At 50.6% G+C, this 20,210-nt stretch carries 22 protein-coding genes; 19 read left to right on the top strand and 3 right to left on the bottom strand.

Going from position 1 to position 20,210, the window contains the following annotated elements:
• Window positions 1-46: 46 nt before the first annotated feature.
• Complete coding sequence (locus tag ACLPGZ_RS06690) at window positions 47-412, bottom strand: SH3 domain-containing protein (protein ID WP_035271682.1); 366 nt, start codon at window positions 410-412, stop codon at window positions 47-49.
• Window positions 413-592: 180 nt separating this feature from the next.
• On the opposite strand from ACLPGZ_RS06690, the gene ACLPGZ_RS06685 reads away from it, so the two are divergent.
• Window positions 593-1,717, top strand: coding sequence for a site-specific integrase (locus ACLPGZ_RS06685; RefSeq protein WP_429641098.1), 1,125 nt, complete (start codon window positions 593-595; stop codon window positions 1,715-1,717).
• A 73-nt stretch (window positions 1,718-1,790) separates the two neighbouring features.
• Window positions 1,791-2,252, top strand: a complete 462-nt coding sequence (locus ACLPGZ_RS06680; protein WP_429641097.1) for a GNAT family N-acetyltransferase — start codon at window positions 1,791-1,793, stop codon at window positions 2,250-2,252.
• Window positions 2,253-2,406: 154 nt separating this feature from the next.
• Here the strand turns inward: ACLPGZ_RS06680 and ACLPGZ_RS06675 are convergent, their stop codons facing one another.
• Window positions 2,407-4,518, bottom strand: a complete 2,112-nt coding sequence (locus tag ACLPGZ_RS06675) for a hypothetical protein (protein ID WP_137430341.1) — start codon at window positions 4,516-4,518, stop codon at window positions 2,407-2,409.
• Window positions 4,519-4,529: 11 nt separating this feature from the next.
• Window positions 4,530-4,970, bottom strand: coding sequence for an aegerolysin family protein (locus ACLPGZ_RS06670; RefSeq protein WP_052159390.1), 441 nt, complete (start codon window positions 4,968-4,970; stop codon window positions 4,530-4,532).
• 316 nt (window positions 4,971-5,286) lie between these two features.
• Between ACLPGZ_RS06670 and ACLPGZ_RS06665 the strand changes: the two genes are divergently transcribed.
• The 17 genes from ACLPGZ_RS06665 to ACLPGZ_RS06585 all read left to right on the top strand — a co-directional run bounded on the left by ACLPGZ_RS06665 (window position 5,287) and on the right by ACLPGZ_RS06585 (window position 20,180).
• Entirely contained in the window at window positions 5,287-5,436 is a 150-nt protein-coding gene (locus ACLPGZ_RS06665) for a hypothetical protein (RefSeq protein ID WP_429641096.1), read from the top strand.
• 15 nt (window positions 5,437-5,451) lie between these two features.
• Window positions 5,452-5,718, top strand: a complete 267-nt coding sequence (locus ACLPGZ_RS06660; protein ID WP_429641105.1) for a GNAT family N-acetyltransferase — start codon at window positions 5,452-5,454, stop codon at window positions 5,716-5,718.
• Window positions 5,719-5,921: 203 nt separating this feature from the next.
• Window positions 5,922-6,683, top strand: a complete 762-nt coding sequence (locus ACLPGZ_RS06655; protein WP_035271677.1) for a glucose 1-dehydrogenase — start codon at window positions 5,922-5,924, stop codon at window positions 6,681-6,683.
• 157 nt (window positions 6,684-6,840) lie between these two features.
• Complete coding sequence (locus ACLPGZ_RS06650) at window positions 6,841-7,785, top strand: ParA family protein (RefSeq protein WP_429641095.1); 945 nt, start codon at window positions 6,841-6,843, stop codon at window positions 7,783-7,785.
• A gap of 8 nt (window positions 7,786-7,793) precedes the next feature.
• On the top strand, window positions 7,794-9,578 hold the full coding sequence (locus ACLPGZ_RS06645) for a ParB family protein (RefSeq protein WP_429641094.1): 1,785 nt from the start codon (window positions 7,794-7,796) through the stop codon (window positions 9,576-9,578).
• Window positions 9,575-10,180: an STY4526/YPO1902 family pathogenicity island replication protein gene (locus tag ACLPGZ_RS06640; protein WP_222667350.1), complete on the top strand. Its 606-nt coding sequence runs from the start codon at window positions 9,575-9,577 to the stop codon at window positions 10,178-10,180. The genes ACLPGZ_RS06645 and ACLPGZ_RS06640 overlap by 4 nt, the downstream gene beginning before the upstream one ends.
• Before the next feature lie 6 nt (window positions 10,181-10,186).
• Window positions 10,187-10,783 (top strand): hypothetical protein, encoded by a 597-nt coding sequence (locus ACLPGZ_RS06635; protein WP_429641093.1) that lies wholly within the window; start codon window positions 10,187-10,189, stop codon window positions 10,781-10,783.
• Window positions 10,784-10,790: 7 nt separating this feature from the next.
• On the top strand, window positions 10,791-12,428 hold the full coding sequence (locus ACLPGZ_RS06630) for a hypothetical protein (RefSeq protein ID WP_429641092.1): 1,638 nt from the start codon (window positions 10,791-10,793) through the stop codon (window positions 12,426-12,428).
• 148 nt (window positions 12,429-12,576) lie between these two features.
• The gene (locus tag ACLPGZ_RS06625; RefSeq protein WP_051316415.1) at window positions 12,577-12,966 is read left to right on the top strand and encodes a hypothetical protein; all 390 of its coding nucleotides are present in this window, start codon (window positions 12,577-12,579) and stop codon (window positions 12,964-12,966) included.
• Between the two features lie 47 nt (window positions 12,967-13,013).
• Window positions 13,014-14,132, top strand: a complete 1,119-nt coding sequence (locus ACLPGZ_RS06620; protein WP_131070576.1) for a PFL_4669 family integrating conjugative element protein — start codon at window positions 13,014-13,016, stop codon at window positions 14,130-14,132.
• A 592-nt stretch (window positions 14,133-14,724) separates the two neighbouring features.
• Window positions 14,725-15,162 (top strand): single-stranded DNA-binding protein, encoded by a 438-nt coding sequence (locus ACLPGZ_RS06615; protein ID WP_026484866.1) that lies wholly within the window; start codon window positions 14,725-14,727, stop codon window positions 15,160-15,162.
• A gap of 327 nt (window positions 15,163-15,489) precedes the next feature.
• Window positions 15,490-16,002 (top strand): hypothetical protein, encoded by a 513-nt coding sequence (locus ACLPGZ_RS06610; RefSeq protein ID WP_429641091.1) that lies wholly within the window; start codon window positions 15,490-15,492, stop codon window positions 16,000-16,002.
• Complete coding sequence (locus tag ACLPGZ_RS06605) at window positions 15,999-16,307, top strand: hypothetical protein (RefSeq protein ID WP_429641090.1); 309 nt, start codon at window positions 15,999-16,001, stop codon at window positions 16,305-16,307. The genes ACLPGZ_RS06610 and ACLPGZ_RS06605 overlap by 4 nt, the downstream gene beginning before the upstream one ends.
• 351 nt (window positions 16,308-16,658) lie before the next feature.
• Window positions 16,659-18,512, top strand: coding sequence for a DEAD/DEAH box helicase (locus ACLPGZ_RS06600; protein WP_230406157.1), 1,854 nt, complete (start codon window positions 16,659-16,661; stop codon window positions 18,510-18,512).
• A 185-nt stretch (window positions 18,513-18,697) separates the two neighbouring features.
• Window positions 18,698-18,973: a DUF1902 domain-containing protein gene (locus ACLPGZ_RS06595; protein ID WP_222667358.1), complete on the top strand. Its 276-nt coding sequence runs from the start codon at window positions 18,698-18,700 to the stop codon at window positions 18,971-18,973.
• Window positions 18,891-19,172, top strand: a complete 282-nt coding sequence (locus tag ACLPGZ_RS06590; protein WP_346659465.1) for a type II toxin-antitoxin system HicA family toxin — start codon at window positions 18,891-18,893, stop codon at window positions 19,170-19,172. The genes ACLPGZ_RS06595 and ACLPGZ_RS06590 overlap by 83 nt, the downstream gene beginning before the upstream one ends.
• Window positions 19,173-19,481: 309 nt before the next feature.
• Window positions 19,482-20,180, top strand: coding sequence for a DUF3577 domain-containing protein (locus ACLPGZ_RS06585; protein WP_226348709.1), 699 nt, complete (start codon window positions 19,482-19,484; stop codon window positions 20,178-20,180).
• Window positions 20,181-20,210: the final 30 nt, after the last annotated feature.

Genomic DNA, 20,210 nt, shown 5'->3' with positions numbered 1-20,210 from the left:
AGCGTTGCCCTGGTGCTGCTGTTGCTGCCAGTCTCGCTGCCAGCAATCAGGTTTCAGCAAGCAGGGGAGAGAGGTGGCTGACAGGCACCCAGCCCAGGGCGCCATCCTGGGGGCGCTGGCACCAGCACCAGCCATTCAGGATTTTCTCTCCTTGAACCCGATCGCCTTCATCCACATTCATTTCCAGCGCGCTGTAGTCTTGCAGGGCGCGACCGGTCCCAGCATCGGGCAGGCGCTCGATAATTTGTTCGGGCACCCATCCTCCAGGGTGTTCCTGAGTAGAGCAGTAAATCCAGTTATCCCAGTCTTCCGGGCCTTGATACCGTTCCCCAACTATAAGAAAGTCGCCTTTTTTCAGGACTAAGGGATTTGGATACTCAGAGCGATGTGGGGTGGTGACCAGGTACTTCATCGTGGCGTAGCTCGCAAAGGTTGTCAGGCTGTAGCATTGTACGCATTAGCATGAGACGAACATGCTTTCCAAGAACCTTCCTGTTTCTCCTTTATTCGCTTCCCCTTAGCGCTGCGTCAGCCCTTGCCATACAGACTGATTCCTCAATAAAATGCAATTAACGGAAAAGACGGATGCGAAATGAAAAAACGGTCTACAAGAGAAGAAGGGCAGTTTGATCTGCCTATTTTAGGCTCGCAGGCCGCCGACATTTCGGCGGAGGCCTTGTTTGATACCTGGTTGCAGCATCAACGCCCACCCATGGCACCCAGCACGCAGCGGGTGTATCGCACCTTGTGGCGGCGCTTCTTGCAGGCACTTCAGGATCATAAAAAGCAGTACACCCAGATCAAGCCTGTGGATATACGGAACTTTTTGAGCAATCTGGACGAAGTGCGCCGCCCGCAGCGTGAACGCTATCAACAAGTAATCGCCCGTGCTTATGAAGAACTATGCCGCCAGGATGGACGCTCCGAAAATCCTGCACTGGCCCCCGCCATCAACGACCCCTTCAAGGAAAGCTGGCGCCAGGCCCCTGACAACCAGGCCACCCAATTTCTTTCTGTAGATCAATGCTCTGCCACCATCAAGGCATTGCAAAATCGATGGCGTGTCCTGGAGTTGGCCAGTGATATGACCATTGCCGCCCGTTGGCGTGAATATCGAGATATGACGATTGTGGCTGTGATGCTGGGCACAGGCTTGCGGCCGGTGGAGTTGGGGCAGTTGCACCCTTCAGCTATCGGAGTGGCCCAACGCAGGGCCGACCCGGTGGAGTCGGACGAAGCAGATGAGGAGCACACCACGCAATGGCGCGAGGGAACTATCCTGCTGAAATTGACTGGAGCGGCCAAGCGCGAGGTCGTAGCCCCCATCTGGTGCGAAGCCATATTGCGTAGCTGGCTGATTTTCAGTGGTGCAGAGGACGCTTCAGCTTGGGCCAAGGACAGCCGCGTTTTCCCCGGCTCTCGTCAAGTCAGCGCTGCCCGACCCCAGGCACAAATGAATCCGGCCACGCTGGCTCGCATTGTCAGCAAATGGGGCATCAAGCAGATGGATCTGCTGATGACGCCTCAGCGTCTGCGCAATACCTTTGGGGCGGGTTTGATCGAACGAGGTTTTTCCTTGCCTGAGATCGAAGAAATTATGGGTTATGCCCCCGGTGCAGCCAGTGCCTGGCGCCTGCAGGCGTCCTGGCTAGCATGGCTGGAAGCGCAAAAGACTCCGGCCGATCCCGCGATTACCGAGAATACGCAATCGGAATGAAGGGCTAGTCACGGTTTCGTCAGCTCCGGGGGGCATAATTTAAGATCCATTTCGCTTTATTGAGGAGTTTGAAGTGACGTCGACACCTGTTTTTCGTCGTGCTGTGGTAGCGGATCTGGAGATCATCGTAGCCATGTTGGCCGACGATATTTTGGGCCAGAAACGGGAAAACACCAGCCTGCCTTTGGCTCAGTCCTATCTGGACGCTTTTGAGGCGATAGAAGCGGACCCCAATCAGTATCTGGCCGTTGTAGAGCTGGATGGCACGGTTGTGGGCACTTTGCAGATCACGTATATGCCAGGCCTGTCGCACCAGGGCGCGTGGCGTGGGGAGATTGAGTCTGTACGTATTGCCAGCGCTGCCCGTGGTACGGGTTTGGGGCGCTTGATGATTCAGTGGGCCATCGAACAATGCCGTGCACGCAATTGTCACCTTGTGCAGCTTACCTCGGATATGGCTCGTATCGATGCACATCGGTTTTATGAGCAACTGGGTTTCACGGCCAGCCACAAGGGTTTCAAGATGACGCTGTAGGATTCTTGCTTCAGGATGGATCTGGGCCAAGAGCGGTCATAGAACAAGAACTATAAGCACCGCATTAATGGAAAAGCTCCCCAGACATGATTGATGCCTGAAGAGCCTTTCATGGGGGAGACTGTTAAGGGAATTGCCTGAGTTTCAGGCCAAGTTATCCAAATATACTGTTGATTTTCTCAACGGTTCCGATATAGGTAGTGCTTATTTTTCTCAGAGTGTAGGGAACGGTATAAGTCCAATCCTTAGACCAGGAATCGCTGCTTAAGGTGCAAATGTTGAGATTGCCCAATTCTTTTTCCAAGGCGGCAAATTGATCTTGTAGAGATTGGCTTGACGCAAGACTCCGGCCCTGGCCTTGCCCCCGCCATTGAACTCCCTTGGCGGCAGAGTATGGAATAGGTATCAACCTGACACTGTCGTTAGTCAGAATCCCTTTGTCTTTATCAGCCGTTAGCTTCATTGCCATTTCGCCGCCTTTAGTGAAAATCATTTTTTCAGGCAAGGCTTTTCGCAATAGCATCAGGGACGGCCCGAAGGCATAAATATCACCATTCGTATCAATGAATGGGAGCATTTTTATGAACGAGCTAAACGCAGTCGGATTGTTGCTCCCATAGCTGCAATAAGCAGCCTTGTAGGTCACCTCGGGATACGGTATCGGCTTAACGTCGATAATTTCACTGCTTACTGACTGGTCCCCAATGAGCAGGCCCAGACCAAGCTCCGCATTACGCAAGAAACCAATTTCGTTCCAGGCGGTATAAATCTTCTTGGCTTCATCGCTTAAGGAGTTGAATGCGATTTCCACCGCATCGTCACTCTCTACGTTGTCGCTCAATACACCCTGTGCAATTTTGAACGAATCGGCTACTTGAGACGCTGAATTAAGATGGCAGAAATCCAGCTTGATATTGCAAGCGTTAAAGGTATTGTAAATAGTGTTCAAGGTGGACAAATCTTGCATCATGCAACGAATTTTCAGGATGTACTCGGCCACTTCAGCATCGTTGATTTCGTTCATGTATCCCATCGACATCCATGGGAAAATATCTGACCAGTTTGCTATCCAGGCGCCTAGAACGGCGTAGTCTGAGCTTGAATCCAAACTGCTTGCTCTGACCCCTTGAAGCGAGATGTTCTTCTTCCTTCTGGAGACGCTTCCTTCTGCTAACACGTCCAATGAGTTTTCCTGTACTTTGGAGGCCAGGTCGTTTAAGCCATCAATATTGTTCTTGTCCCGAACAGTTGATTTGAATTCTTCAAACGTTAAATTCGGGTTCGTTTTTTTGGCTTCTTCATATCCGGACGCGAGCGAGAACTCTTCAGAATCGCCCAGCTTTTTAATGGTATCCAGCTTTTCCGTTACCTCTTCATTTTTTTCTGGTTTGAGAAAATCAGGGATTTTTGGAGGAGGGCTTACCGAACTTTGCATTGGCGCTTTATCCAGCAGGCTAATTCCTGAGATCTCGGCAAAGGATTTGTTGGCAACAACATCAAACCAGGAATTTACCTGGCTTTCAACGCAACCTCCACTGGCGAGAGCCTTGCACGATACCTCAACTTCAGAGCTTTGATCTTTTTGAGAGCCATTATAGGTTTGCGCTATGGATACGGAACTTCCTATCCCTGAATAGCTGAATTCAGCCGTTTCTCCATACTTCCAGCTGTCTTCTGATTTTTTGCTCGTCATCTCCGTAGAAACAGAGCCCATCCCACCCCAGATGGCTCCAACGACCAGGCCATCCCCGTAGGATGAAATGAAGTTCTGCAGAGATTTGACCCATTCTTTCATGAGCTCGTCTTTTTCTGTAGACGATCCAGTGCAGTCACGGGCAGCAATAAATTTCTCTAAAACCTTTAATGAAAGATTTTTAGGTCCTGCGCTTAAGGAATTTAATACGTCTTCTACCGTCAAGTTGTCAAAGTCTATGTATTCTATTCCCGAGATCATGGAAATGTTGTAGGAAACTTTAATAGACTTGTACTCCGAAGCAGTCGCATTGCTGACGGATACAGCCACTGCTGACGTAAACTTGGCGATCCCCGAGGGGCCATAGGCTCCTGAAAAGCCAATGGTTCCCTCGTTCAAGGAGTCAGTATAGACATATTGGCTTTTACCACTCATACCCATTTCAATTTCTTTTTGGGTAATCATTCTGGTAATTGGATTTATCAGAACTGAAGGTTTGAAATCATTCCCAAGAACAGTAGATCCAACTGTGATTCCCAGTAATGGGTTGATGGATTTAGCTTCTATGCCCATGATTTTCTTCCTTAGGATTTTTTTACGACAGTAATGAAGATATTGCCTGTTGCGCCACTTGGGCTACCGCCACCTTTTTTACTCACTGTGTAGTTTTCTTTATCCTTTACGGTGAGTTCATCACTGTTGGAACCACTCCAGGGGCAATCCCAGTAATATTCGAAAACTAATTTATCACCGTCGTACAGGGAGAAACCTCCTTCAGTTCCTGACGAGGCGTTCTCGCGTCCGCAGGAGGCAATGGTGTATGAGTCTTCGTCTTTGATAATGGTGCCATTAATTTGGCTGGGAGTTATTTCCTTGTCTTTATCTCCTGGTACATGGAACTTTCCCCACTTCAGATAAGCCCCTTCTACTTTGAAGTTTGAGTTAACAACGAATATGGTAATTTCTATCCATTGTGCATAAGCCCGAACCTTGCTTTCTTCAGTTGCAATATCTTTAGCAGTCATGGTTAAGTCCTCAGCTTGTTAATTAAGTTGCGCCTAACTACATTTTTTGCACTTATGTGCAAGCAGAGAATAGCAGTTGAATTGTTTTAATACAATTTAATTTAAATAAAAAAATAGCTGCTTTTCTATCTCCTTTATTATTCGCAACCTAACTTAAATTAATATCGTAATTACGATGTTTTTATATGAATGAATTGTCTGAATTTTTCTTGATTAGTACGAAAACTGTTTTCTGCCCCTTCAGTCATGGCGTTGGCCCAATGTAGGTCCGACCTGGTGGAATGGGACAGCGTAGTGAAGAGCACGTCACGCATTGGTGCGATCGGACCAAGCAGCTGAGCAAGCCATCGTAGCCATGCTGGCCGACGATAATCTGGGCGAGAAGCTGGTGAACATCGGCCTGCCTTTGGCCCAGTCCTCTCTGGAAGCCTTTGCGGCGATAGAGGTAACCACAATCAGTATCTGACGGTTGTTGAGCTTGATGGTGCGGTGGCAGATGCTTTGCAGATCACGTATATGCCAGATTTGTCGCACCCGGAGGAGTGGAGAGATTGAGTCTGTGCATATGGCTAGCGCAGCTCGTAGTAGGGGATTGGCCCGTTTGATAATTCAGTGGACTATCGAACAATGCCGTGTGCGCAAGTGCCACCTTGTGCAGCTAGGCTCGGATACGGCTCGTATTAATGCCAAGCTGGCTATTTCTTTAGTCAATTTGCAGTCGTCAAACTCAAAGGTCATTTGCCGGTAGGCAATCCTGCACTGAATCCGGCGCTTGGAATCACAAACTCGAATACTTCCATGAAGACTAGACCCGCTTTGGCCCTGGCATCTTGCTGCATAAAGGTCGGGATTACCTCGACCTTTATGCAGTCTGGAAAAATGGACAGCTAGCCCTGAGCTTGGTTTTTAGCCTTATGATGCTTTCTCAAACTGAATGTTGGAGATAGGCAGATGGGTGTAGCGTCAAATTATCCAGTCATATTGATTACCGGCGGGAGTCGAGGGATAGGTGCTGCGACGGCGCGTCTGGCGGCGAAGCAGGGCTATAACGTTGTTCTTAGCTATGTCGCCAGTGAATCTGATGCCTTGTCAGTGGTCGCTGAAGTAGAGGCGACAGGTCGTCAAGCTGTTGCTTTCAAGGCGGATTGCGCAGACCCGGAGCAGATTACTCAGCTCTTTGAGCAGGTTGACCAAAGGTTTGGGCGGATTGATGTTTTGGTAAATAACGCAGGCGTGTTGTTTCAGCAGTCTCGTCTGGAAGATCTCAGCTTCGAGCGTATACAACACACTTTTGCGGTCAACACGATTGGTCCCATGCTTTGTGCGCAACAGGCGGCCAAACGCATGGCTTATCGCCATGGTGGGAAAGGCGGTTCTGTCATCAATGTTTCCTCTATAGCGGCCAAGCTTGGTAGTCCAAACGAATATGTGGATTACGCCGCTTCGAAAGGAGCTCTGGAGACTTTCACAACAGGTTTCGCTAAAGAGGTGGCCCGAGAAGGGATTCGTGTTAATTGTGTTCGGCCTGGGCATATTTATACCGAGATGCATGCCAGTGGCGGCGAGCCAGACCGTGTAGACCGATTAAAGGACAGCATCCCGATGGGCCGTGGTGGCCAAGCAGAGGAAGTGGCGCGTGCAATTTTATGGCTAGCCAGCTCTGAGGCGTCCTTTATCACGGGAACATTCCTGGATGCGAGCGGTGGCAAGTAGCCATTGAGGGTGACGAGGTTTTGGGCCTTGAAATACGATGTTCTGGATAATTATAAAAATCGCATAATGTGGCTTTATGTTAAGTCGCCTGTTAATTAGAGTTTTTTATACAGTAATTTAAGCAGAGATTTCGTTGGTTTTTCAACGAGGTTTTTTAATGCTTACATTCACAACTGTTGCCACTAAAGGTGGCGTTGGCAAAACCACATTAACTGCCAATTTGGGCGGATTGCTTGCTGATTTCGGATATCGCGTTCTTTTAATTGATGCGGATATTCAGCCATCTCTAACACGCTATTACAAACTGGCTCATCAAGCTCCTCATGGCTTAACGCAAATGGTGATGTCGGGAGCACTCACCACGGACTGCATTAGTCACGTCGAATTTCCACCTGCTGAATTTGAGAGTGATCGTTCAAGTTTGAATGTGCAGGGCGGTTTCTTGCATATTGTGTGCTCCGACACTCAGCGTGACGACAGCCCCCTTCAAATCTGGTTGTCTAATCAGCTTGATCGCCTGGTGCGTATTCGGATGGCCCTAAGTAACCCGGATATTCGTGCTCAGTACGACGTCTGCATCATCGATACCCAAGGGGCAGTGGGCCACCTACAAGACGCCGCCGTCAATGCGGCGGATGTGCTTCTCGCTCCTGTAGCCCCTGATGTTCTGTCGGCCCGTGAGTTTGTTGACGGCACGATTAAACTGGTGGCTCGTCACGAATCTGCCTCCAATCTTGGCTACAAGGTGCCCGCCATTCAGTGCGTGATAAATCGTACCGAAAATACCGTCGATAGCCGCACCATGTCCAGCTTAATCCGCAACCAGTTCATTGAAATGAGCGGGCGTGTCACCGTGCTGGCCACCCAGATTCCACAAGCGGTCGCGTACAAAAAAGCCGCTACCGCTCAAGTCCCGGCTCACTGGATTGATCCGGTCAGGGCGGGCGATCACATGCACAGTTTGCTATGGGAATTGATCCCCAATCTGAGCAATAAATTCACTCCCAATCACCGCAATGAGTTAGCTCCCGCGCTAGCGGCATTGCATGTCCCTATCTCCACGTCAGACGAGCCAGACAGCCCGCTAACGACTAACTCGTAGAGCGTGCCATGTCTAAAACTCCGGAATTGCTGACCGCCAGTCAGCGTGCCGCGCAGTTGCGCATGAACGCTGAGTTGAGCTCAACATCAAGAGAGACCAGTCCCGTGTCCTCAAAAAAATCGAACTATCAAGACATTGCAAAACGTTCCCTGATGGGTACGCCTCCACCGCTAAACGCCATGGGAGCTATGACGCCCATGGATGTAGTCGATGGCAGTATCTCAAATTTGGCGATTACCGATATTGATCGGTACGAATTTGATCCGCGTACCGAAATAAACCCACTCTATGACGAGATCAAGGCGTCGATTCGGGCCAATGGCATCTTGAACCATATCAGCGTTACCAGGCGTCCTGGTCAGCCGCGCTATATGGTCTACGGTGGAGGAAATACACGGCTGCGTATTGCGAAAGAGCTTTACGAAGAGGGTGACCAACGCTTCGCACGTCTGACGGTCATCGTCAAGGTCTGGAAAGGGGATGCTCCGACTATTGCGGCGCACCTGGCTGAAAACGAGCAGCGTGGCGATATTTCGTTTTGGGAAAAAGCCCAGGGAGTGCTGTCGTTTAAGGAGCATTTCGAGAAGGAATCGGGCAAAACACTTTCGACTACAGAATTGAACCGAGAGTTGCGCCAGGCCAGTGGCCTGAATTTCGGCATGAGCATGCTGCAAAACTTCCTTTTCGCTGTTGAGTATTTAGCTCCAATAGGTCCTTGGCTCAAAATTAGTGACGTTAATCTGGTTCTTAAACCTCGTTTAACACAGCTTTTAAAATTAGCTGACAAATTCAACCAACAGCCTATTGCTGAAACAGCATTACAAACAATCCTGCATAAATATGCCGCGTTGCTTAGCCAGCAATCCGCTGCCCGTCAACTGAGTAACCGTACTAGTGCGGAAGAGGTCAGCGATCGGGATGTGCCTGCACTTTTACAAGTGGAGCAACTACTCGAAGAGGTCACCATAGCGGTTGCTGCGGCTTTGGAGGTGATTCCCGATAAGTTATTAGCCATGGCTCAGGCTTTGGAAGCTAACCCACGTATGGCGGTTGAAACCCTTACGTTGATTGAGGCGACAGTTTCAACCCCCGTAGGCCAATCGTCCGCTGTTCCTGAACAGTCATTAAAGCAAACTCCAACGCAACCTCCGCTAGGTCGAATGTTGGCCAGTGTGCCCCCGCCTATGAGTAAGCCCGACAGTTCTGGCGGTGTCTTCCTACCAGTCTCCCCATCGGTTTCGCAAAGCGTGATTATGAGCGGGGAGAGCGAAGGATTTGATCCACAGCCGATATTTACGGTGTTAGGAGAGTTTCAAAGCCTGATTGATATGTCGGATGTGCTTTTTAAAAGCGATCAGCCACAACACATCTTCGGCTTTTATCTGGACTTCCCTGCCCAAGGTATTGGGTATGTTGATGGGATTGAGCTGGAGCCAGAATTGGTCATTTATCGCCGAGCCCTCTGGAAAATCCTGGTCAGTCTCACCGGTCAGCTTGATCGTCGATTTACGCAGCTCATTCCACACGAAGCCGATGGCTTCACCATTGCTTGGAAACAGCTTTGGGAGCAGGGCGAGGAGCAGTTTCAGGAAGGAGCGCTGGAGTTACTGGGCGAGGCATTTGACCATGTCTCGCTCCAAAGCGTGAGCCTGGTATTGCGGCATGAGCAATTGGGGCCGTTGGTGACTCGTCTACTCACAGAAATGGAACGGGTTCGGACTCGTTACCCAGAGCGTCAACTGGACGGGTTTATGCCCTTGTTCATGCCGGATGTGACGGAGGAAATTTCATGAATAAGATTCCCATTCAATGCCCTGTGTTACGACGCATGTTGTTGGCCCACATTATTGAACAAATCGATGGTGGGGAGATGGATTCGCTCTTGCGTGCAGGCTACTCCCCCGAGTTTCTTGATGATCTGCGTTACCGGACTACTCGGGACATCACGAATCTGGCCAACTCACCACAGGAAATGTGGTTTTCACTGTCTGAGCAGGTCATCAGCAAAGGGCTACATTTGCTCGATATGCGTCGTGAACACGCCAAGTTACGCGAATACTTCGTGATTCATGGCGCTTCGCGTCGGATGGTGTGTGCGTACTTCAAGTTGTCCCACGAGGAGTATCGGGACTTGCGCGCTCAGCTCAGACCTGGAGGGGAGCCCGGTGGCCGTACAGCCCTACCTCCAGTCGCTGTGCGTGATGCCATCCATCGAGCTTGGTTCGATATTCAGCAATCGATGTCTGATCAACCCTGCCGAGACCGAATCTACGCCTTACACCAACAGTTTCCTGAGCTGCGAATCAGTGTACTGCAGCAAACCATTGTCGAGTTTGCTGAAGATGATGAGCTTGGTTTGGAAATAAAGCCGACGACGCCACCACTGCAAGGATAAAGCCACATGGACGAAATTATGACTATGCCAAGTACTTCTACAACTGCGTTGCATCCGGCGACTGTCCCTGCGTCAGAGCGTGAGTATTGTGGTCAGGCTCAGGGCGAGTGGGCCTTACCGTCTTCTCATGTCGGGGGCACTCAGAACAGTAAAGACGCGCCAAGGGAAGACTTTCTAGCGCAGGCGGCGCTGTTGAATTTGATGGGGCAAACGCCAATCAGCTTTCATCGTCTGTATGTCGACATTACGGGCAATGTCATCACGGGCTTATGGCTTTCGTCTGTGTTGGAACGGGTTGCTCAAGCTAAGCCCGAGGAGTTCCAGGAGGATGATTATGTGTTTCGACTATCAGCGACGCAGTGTCATCAGGTCACAGGGATTACTGCCTCTCAGCAGCGGACATGCCGACGAGATTTGATCTCATTGGGCATGCTAAGTGAACAGTCCGGACCAGGCCGTGTACCGGAATACCGCTTGCATCTGAATGTTGTCGCAGATGCCATTCTCCAAGCGTCCGCTTCATTGGCCAACTCGCTCGAGGAGGTTCATCAACAACAAGGTTCATCGTCGTCACAACCCGTTATTTCCAAGCGATACGGATGAGATGGCTATGGGTGCCGCATTAAACACCGATACAACAACGGCGTCTCTAATTGATGAGGCTATGCAGTTGCTCACCAGCCAAGGGTTTGTGCAGTACTACCCAAACCTGGCTGAGACGCTGGGCAATTTCAAAGCTGCTTTGTTTTTGGGGCATGCGCTCTACTGGGCTCGGCATACTGCCGTTCACTATAAAAATCGTGATGGCTGGTTTTTTCTGACGGCAAAACAGTGTACGCAAGCAACGGGATTGACCACCCGAGAGCAGGAGAGCGCTCGTCTCTTGCTCGTTCAACATTCGTTGATCCAGGAAAAGTTGGCTGGTAGACCGGCCAAGCTCCACTATCGTATCAACCTTGATCGTCTCGCTTCTTGCCTGGGGATCTCAGTTGTTGATCAGAAAGCAAACTGGGCGCAACTCGCACCATTGCTGAAACGCTACGTGAGCTTCTATCGGCCATTGGCGGATATTGCGGGCAATGTGGCCTCTGGCTTGTACCTATCGTATCTGCTGATTCAGCAACGGCATGTTCTTACTTACAGCCGAAGCATCGAAGGTGAATTTACGCTGTCTCAACAGGCGATTCGTAACGCCCTATGCTTGACCAGTAAAACACAACGCAATGCCCGTGATCGCCTGAAACAAATGGGTTTACTCCAGGAGGCAGGTAATCGCATACGCATTAACTTGTTGGCCTTATGCCCTTTGTTACACGGTCAGGAGCAGTACCCCCTCAAGTCTGAGTCTACCGATCAGCCACCCATTGCTGCTACACCGAAACTGACACCGGTATCCAAACCTGACCCTGTTAATAATGGGCAGAAGCCTGCGCCATCACGATCAAGCAAATTATTTGGAGCTGGCACACAGTCACAAAGGCCGCTGTTTGATTTGGATAGTGCTGGCGCAGCACGGGCAAACGCTACCCTCCAGCACGCGCTGCGTGACCCTGCCAGTATGAATCCTGGACGTCTCTTTGCTCAGGCCTCAGTCAGTCCTGGTGCAGCTTGTGGACAACTCACAAAAGCAAGCGACCTCACAACTCGCCCAGCTGCCCAAAACGCGAAACTTGATGCCCAAACCGCAAAACTAACTTGCCCAAAACGCGAAACTAAGCTGCCCAAACCGCGAAACAACAATACAACAATATCTCTTCAAACAACTACAAGACCCGCCATCACCACGGCGTCTGCAGGGGATAAGTCCAAGGCACTGGCCGAGATAGCGGGTTGTCGTCGTGATGATTTGAATTTTCAAAACGACGAGGTTGATATCAGCCTACCCAGTGTGCTTGGCAAGCAATGGCATGAGGCTGTACGGAAAGTGCTGGCCACAGCTAAACCCGAACATCGTCAGTGTTTACTGGATGAACTGGAAGGCCAGTTGCGCAATCCAGGTAAGCAAATCGCAAATCCTCCTGGTTACTTGCATTCGCTGCGTGTTGGCTTGGAATCGGGGCGTGTGCATCTGGCGTATGCACAAAGCATCGCGAGCCAGCGTGAACAAAATCGACATGCGCAGGACGCCGTCCAAGAGCACATCAAGGCGCTCAATACAAACCTAACGACTTCTCTGCCTCCAATGACAAAAGAGGAGGCTTTTGCCCAGTTGCGCCAGCAAGTGCAAGCCATGAGGAAGCAGTCATGAGGACCTGGCTGACCAGAACTTCATTCAGTAGGACATTTTGTCCTAATCCCCAACAGTTGGGAGGTAGCCCATTTTGGGCCACCGCACACAGTGTGGGAGGTGGCCCGTTTTGGGCCACTTAACAGAACACATTCAGGAGATCCTATTAATGACCAACGAACAATTGTTTATCCATCTTCTGCATAGACTACAGAAATACAGCGATGCCCTGGTTCTTCATGTACTGCTACAAGACCACGGAGATGAGCGCCGAGTTCGGACGTCCGCTACCAAGATGGCTTTGGACTCATTGCTAGGTCAAATCAACCGTCGTCAAGTTCAACGCGCCTTAGAGCGACTGGAGACGATGGGACTTATTAATGTCATGCCTCAGCCCAATTACCGCACCTTGGTCACAGTCAACAGTGACGCCTTGTTGGAGTTCCTCAATCAAGACCCTTTGAGCGGCATGTTGCCTGGATTTCGTGCCAATACGTTCCCGTTTCTGGATGCTGTCAACGCAACCCCGCTGGCAGATTTCAAGGGCTCGACGATCTGATGATGTCCATCACCACCCATTCATTTTTCTCTTCTCAGTGACTACCTATGCCTACTTCGACTGATAAGCAGCCACGACTCAAGTCCGGCGACAAGCCCGCTGCCATTCCCGCACCCAAGTCTCTTATTGGGTTCTCTACGGAGGAGAACTCCCCATTCACCGATGGGTATTCGATTACCGGCGAAGAAGCTTTGCTGGCTGCGTATATGGCAGGTCCGATGCATGAGGATGATCCTCTTTATGAACGGTATATCGAACTGGAAGATCGCAAAGATCAATTGGCTCGTATGCAGGCCAAGTTCCACACACGCAAGGGGTCTGATCCCGACGTTAAGCCTGCTGAGTTCTTCGCTATGGATGACCTGGGCTCACTGGTTGATTCAGAAGACGATCTGATGACCTTGCATACCAAAGAAGCGTTCAGGTTGTTTATGGGGCGAGTTCGTGAGCCTGGCTCGGATGTGGCACCTATTGTGGGTGGTCGCCGTGTCGCCAGTTCGTTGCGCAGCTTATGGCTGCTAACGGGCAATGACAATCCCTATGCCGATTGGTCTTTGCTGCGTCATGAGCAATCCATGGAAGAAGTGAATGAGCGGCTGCAAGAGGAGATCAAGGCTGCCGAGACTTTGCTGTCTAGTCAGCAGCAACGAGGGTTGAGTTATTCCGTCCTGAAGTCTGCACAACCGCAGTCTTTGCAGCTGGGGTTCCGATCTCCCTACGGATACAGCATCAGCCGCTTGATTGTTGATTACGACTACTTCATACGTTTGCAAAAGACCCTGGGCCGCAAGACGCTCTTAAGCGATCAGCAGATGCGCCGCTCAATCACGGAAATGACTCGCTTTATCCGTCGCGTATTCAATGAAGTCGCCAGGTTTTCACGTTGGCTCATGCAGCCAGATATTAATGCGCTGTCCCGACTGGACTTCATTACGGAACATGCTTCAGAAGAAGGCAAGCAGCGGGTAGAGTTCGTGCGCGAAGTATTCGGCATGGTGCCTGCCGATGTGTTCACCGCCAAGCTGCAACCACGGCACTCTCGACGCCGGTACACATTGACTGAGAAGGAAAGGAACCTGTTGCAGTCAGTTGGTGTGCAACTGGCTGAAGCTGAAGCAAAGCGCGCAGCCGATGAGTATCAGGATGCCGATTCTGATTTGGTGTGAAGAAAGGGTTTTGTGAAGAAAGGGTAAATGAATGGCAAAGCAGACTCGAAGTCAACGTGTCAATGTAGTTGAGTGGGCAAGGGGGACCTTGGAGAACGAAACGTGTCAGAGCGTGATTGACACAAAGCCCTTTACGGGTAGGGGCACCGCCCAGACGCTGCGCCACCATCTTACGCAAGTTGACCAGGTTGAGGCAGACATGGTCGCTCTCTGTGCTGCCACAAAGAAAGTGGCTGGCTATTCCATGTATCTGGCCGAGCACCGTCGTAAAGCGGATGGCTATATGGCTCTGCGTTGGCGAGAGATTGGCACAAGAAAGCATCTGTCATGGGAAGAGGCGCATGCAAGATATTCAGTCTTACCGACCGTGCTGCGGCAGTGGTACGAGCACGCCAATGCCCAGGCACAAGAATTCAATTCGCAACACCTCAAATTGCGCGGGCTCGTACGTGAACTGAAGTTATTGAGCCAGCAACGCAAAGTGCCCACTTTTGCTAGGCCAATTCCGAGTCGAAGTAGGGCGTGATCCAGTTAACGCAGGGCAATCCGACCATATGGTCAAGTCGTTTGTTTTTCACCGAAAGGAGTTGATATGCAGAACTTGTTTATTGGTAAGGGCAACCTGGGCGACTCACCCACCTTGAAACGTATTCCTCGTAAGAACAATTCGGGGGAAGAGTTTAGTGTGTGCAGTATGCGTGTGTATTTTGGGCGTTATGGGGTGGACCAGGCCACCGGCGAAGTTGGGCAGATTGGGGGCTTCTGGCGCGAGGTCGAGATCTACGGCAGCAAGGCCGAGGCGTGTGCACAGTTCTTGCGCAAGGGAGCTCGCGTACTGGTAATTGGAGAGGAGCGGGATTTCTTTGCCAAAGATGAGACCACGAATGCCGAGGTACAAGTCATCAAGATCGTTGCTGAGGATGTAGCCCTGCAGCTCACTCGTATTGAGTCGATCACCTACAAACAAGCAAACCGACCTTCGTCAGCCCGTGATCAGGAGGCATCGTTGGATGAGGATGTGCCCGCTTGATCAGTAAAACAGTGGCCTGGTCTACAGAAACGGAGGAAATATGCAAGTAAAGTTGGCGTGGCTTGTTACGCAGGTGTCAGTGTTAACAATGACAGTAGTTGTGATTTGTTACGTATTCAATAGTGTTCTTGAGATTGAAATCAATGGCGGCTTTCTTTTCTTGGCCTTGTGTTCGTTAATCTTAGCGGTTGTGGTTCCGATTGTGCGTTTTCTGTATCTGCTTGAAAGGGAAAGAGAATCGAGTGTTTGAGTGGGAGGCAGGCGCCCTGGTACCAGCAGGGTGCTTGCGCGGGAATGGTCCCGATTCACTAAAAAGAGGAAGAGGTGATGAAGCCTAAATATGACGTAATTCTCATTACGGGCAAAACAGGTGTGGGTAAATCTAAATTGATTGCTTCTGTATTTACCGGGGAGGGCATCTTGCTACTCGATCCCTTGGTGAACCCCATTGAAAACTGGCTGTGGCCAGATCCAAAAACAACCAAAACGATTGTTATTGATCATGCCCTCCATCTCGATAAGGAAATATTGAATGAGGTTATCGGTTGGTGTAAGTGGAAGGGCGTTGCTCTCTGGATTGCGGAGCAGAATATTTCTGAATTGAGGACGCGTGGCATTCAATTGGACGGAGAGGTTTTCGAATTAAATTTAGTCTATAAATCTGAGCGGGAAAGGGAGGGAGCTGTAAGGGATCATCGAGGCATTGCGCTTGCCAAGCAGCTTCATAAAACAAATTGTGCCATACAAGCGATCTCACCCGAGATGCTGGATACCGTACTTGATAACACAAGCACAAGAATCGTTCTCCAACCTGATAGTGCTCTAAAGGGTTCAATATGAATTACGCAGCTATGCAGGACGCATTATTTTGGATAGTTGTTTTTTTAGCTGTAATCGCTTTAATTGCAAGTCTCGTATATATTTTTTGGGTTCCAGACCCTAATCAACCGGCAGAGAAAAAAAGGATAAGGAAAGCAATACGTATCCATCCACAAGTTGAAGTCTTAGTTCGGAAAAGACTTGATAGCGGCGAGGTGGTGACGAATTTTGATTTAGACAAGATTGTTGAAGAAGTTAGCTTAAATTGCTGGAAAAAAACAAATATTGAAAGACAGCGCCAAGATGTTGGCGAAGTCTCTTCTTAATTGGTGCCTGGAGCCTTAAAAATGTTAATTTTTGGGATATCTGCGATTGTTTTTTCAATAGGTGCTCTTGCCCTAATCTATGGGCTAAGCATGCATGGCAGTGATTTAGGGCTCTTCTCTTTCAGTATTGGTGGTGTTACTTCAGCCCTCGGTTTGATTGCTATGGCTGTTGCTTCGTTTTCGGCGTTTTAGGTGCTGCCATTGAGTATTGCGCCAATCTCCCTCAAGGCCCCTGAGTTACTGATTCAAGCCGTTTTTGACGGTCGTAGGCTTGGGCTACAGCTGTTCAATATTTCAGGAATGGCTGCCCGGTTGTCCAAAGCTGGAGCATGGTGGTGTCCAGGACGGCGAATGTGGGTATTGGAGCAGGCTAACGCGGACCATGCCCTGGCTTGGTTAGAAGCGCTCTATCTGCGTGAGCATGTTGAGTTTGACGGGGTTGCTGCGCTATTAAAAGCAGCTATAAGGGCACCCGAGCCTGATTACTTTACCCAACTGCTCGACGTCCAAATTTTTGAGCTGGCCAGAGGCGACCTCAACCATGGCCAACATGCCGTCAGCTTTTCGTACGATGGGCTGTGCGTGCGTGCCATGCGTGCGCTACAGGGGAGATTTCATAAACCCGCTGCAGCGTGGCAAGTACGTGGTGACGTAGCTCACATCCAGAAGATGCTCCGTGACCTGGCAGGCGTGGCCCCTGAATTTTCGTTCGTGCATGAGCAGCCCGTCGTACTCGAAGAGCTGGTATCACCGAATGCTGACGAATCTCCCATTCAGGTTCCTGCTGCAACACCTGAGCGAGGAGATGGCAGTCCTGGTCAAGATGTAGACGGCGCGGGTTTTTTGTCTGCTGACCTGGAACAAAGTAGTTCAGTTGACATCGATGAGGCTGTGCTGGCCGCTGCTGCTGTGGGCGCGGGCTTACGAGACTATCAGATCGAAGGGGTACGTCACCTTGCTGGGCAGACAGGAGCATGCTTAGGCGACGATATGGGTCTGGGCAAGACACGCCAGACAGTTGTGGGTGCTCGCCTGGCAGCAGGGCAGGGAAGAGTGCTTATTGTCTGTCCCGCCTCTCTGCGTATCAACTGGGAGCGTGAGATCCATGCCGTGTACCCCGATGCTATTGTCGGCTTTGCAGGGGATGATCGAATCTCGACGTTATACGGCTGTCAGTGGGTCATTGCGAACTACGAACGATTGGGTGGCCTGGTACGAGAAGTCGGGTTGGCGTTCGGGGCCATGGCTATTGATGAAGCGCATTACCTGAAGGAGCATAAATCTGGGCGTACACGCAATGCCTTTGTGATGGCCACGCGTATTCCGAAGCGCTATGTGGTGACCGGTACACCGCTTCTGAATCGTGAAATTGAGTTGCACACGCTTTTGCGTTTGACGGGCCACTCACTTGGCCATATGGAGCTGAAGGAGTTCCGCAAAGAATTCACTGGATCCCGTGATCGTCGAGCTGCATTAGCCCGTGCCTTGGGCGGTTGGATGCTGCGCAGGCGAAAAGACGTGCTCGACCTTGGCGCCAAAACGCACTCGGTGCGCTATATCTCACCTAGCGAAGGCTTGGCTGCCTACAAAGAGATTTACGATGACATGAGCCTTATGGCCATGCCTAAGATCACTAAGCTGCGCCAGTGTCTTGAAACGCTTAAAACACCGTTCCTGATAGAAACGGTTGAGAGCCTACAGGCCGAAGACAAGATCATCATCTTTTGCGAGTACATGAGCACGGTCAATGCCATGCATGATGCCTTTACGGCCGCTGGTATTAAGGCTGTGCGTCTGGTCGGAGCTGACTCTGCTATCAAGCGGCAAAAGGCCATCGACACATTCCAGGATGACCCCGAGGTCCGGGTGTTTATCGGCACTACGATGGCAGCTGGTGTCGGTATTACTCTAACCGCTGCTAACTACGTGGCCTTTGCATCGATGCCCTGGACCCCCGCGCTCATGCGCCAAGCCGAGGATAGGGCGTACCGGCTGGGCCAGCAGCGCGATGTGATGGTTATCGTGCCGCTCATACCCGACACGATCGATGAGGCTGTGTGGAAGATCCTGGAGGGCAAGCGTGAGACAGAAATTGATGTCGTAGAGGCTGTGACAATGACACAAGCAAATGAAGCCGCTGCGATCACGAATGCAGCATTGCAACGATGGATGCAAGGGGAGTCCGCCGCGCTTGCTCACGCTTGAAATCTGATTAAAGCCAGTTTGACTGCTGCGATTAAATCGAGTAGGTTGATTCTGTACCGTTTACCGATTGAAAGCGGTTCAGATGTGCTCAACCCTGAAAGTGCATCGAGGCATTGCCTGGGCTTTTTACACCCTTGCGGGCAGCAACCCGCAAGGGCTGCTGCTCCTTTTTTTTAGGAGCGAATATGCTTTTAATTTCATCCTCTCCAGGGGACATTCTGATGGCCAAACTTCACCTGGTTTATGCGGACTGGGATGCCGAGGCTGGTGTTTGGGTCGCCACGTCTCAGGACGTACCTGGCTTAATCACCGAGGCACCTACGATGGAACAACTGACACAAAAGTTGGACGTAATGGTGCCGGAGCTTTTGGACGCCAATGGCGTTCATAAGGATGCCACTGGTGAGAGTTTTGAACTCATTGCTAGGCGTGTTGCACCCCTCCAACGTAGCCAAGCTTGAGATGGGTGCGAGCTATACGCCGCAGCTGATAAAAATTCTCATACAAGCAGGCTGCGTCGAAGTACGCAAAGGGAAGGGCGACCATGTTATCTGGTATTCGCCTCTTACTGAAACCCACTTTCCAGTGGACTCTAAGATATTGTCTCGACACACTGCCAATGGTGTGCTGAAACAGGCAGGGCTGCCTAAGCAGTTCTGAGGCATCCTTTGTTTTTTGGCTCACCCTTTCCGTGGGGTGGGCCATTTTTATTATTCCGGTCATTAAATGGTTGAAACGTAGAATTGACTTTGACATTGATCGCTGATAATTTACTGTCGTGAATCGCCATAAGGCACCCCACAGCGGCGTCTCAACTCTTGAAAGACGCACGTACTGATCCTCTAAGACAGTACCAGAGTACATCTTCTTCTTTGCTACCCGGACAGGGAACCCGCTTTCCCTGTCCAGGCCATTCGGCTCTTGGGTGGGTGCGTGTTCCTCCAGTCCATTTTTCTGGAGTTCACTATCATGACTAACGCTTCCACTCAAACTTCTAACCACTTCAATCTTCACGTTAACGGTGTCGGTTATCTGAACCGTATTCGTTGGGTTGAAACCAAGGGTTCTGGCCGCAAAGCAAAGCCTTTTCTTTCTTGCTCGATTTCTGCCATGCGTGGAAAGACGGACGAACCTGACTACACCTACTTTGACCTCCGGGTCTCGGGGAGTGAAGCCATCGAAATGGTGGAAAAACTCAAGGGTGATGTCGAGGCTAAACGCAAGGTTTTCGTCTCGTTCCGTGTGGGTGATATTTACGCCCATTCCTACATGCGCAACCTTCGAGATGAGAATGGGCGCACTACTGGCGAGCAAGAGCCTGCCGCACTTATCAAGGGACGGCTGTTGTTGATCAACAGTGTCACTGTTGATGGCGTTAATATTTTCCGACGTGAATCGCAAGAAGAGTCCAGCGTGGATGACACTCCTTTCCAAGAGGAGGCTCCTCTGCAGAACCCCTCGACCGATAATGAATCTTCTCAGGATGTGCCTGAGCAGGGCCAGTCTGAAAATAAAGCTCCACAGGAAAACGCTCAAGGTCCAGCAACTCCAAGGTTCAACAGCACTCCGGTGCCCGTGAACCAAGGCGCTGCGGCATATCAAGCAGGATATGGAGCAAGTAGTGCGCTTCAATACGCTGCAAACTATGCTCATCAGAGCGTTGCTTAACCCACGCCTCATCAAAACCCTCGACACTGT

This window comes from Alcaligenes sp. Me129 (assembly GCF_050487245.1).
In the GTDB taxonomy this organism is placed as follows: Bacteria; Pseudomonadota; Gammaproteobacteria; order Burkholderiales; family Burkholderiaceae_B; genus Alcaligenes; species Alcaligenes phenolicus.
Note: the sequence above shows the minus strand (reverse complement) of the source record. Positions and strands in the feature narration are given on the sequence as shown.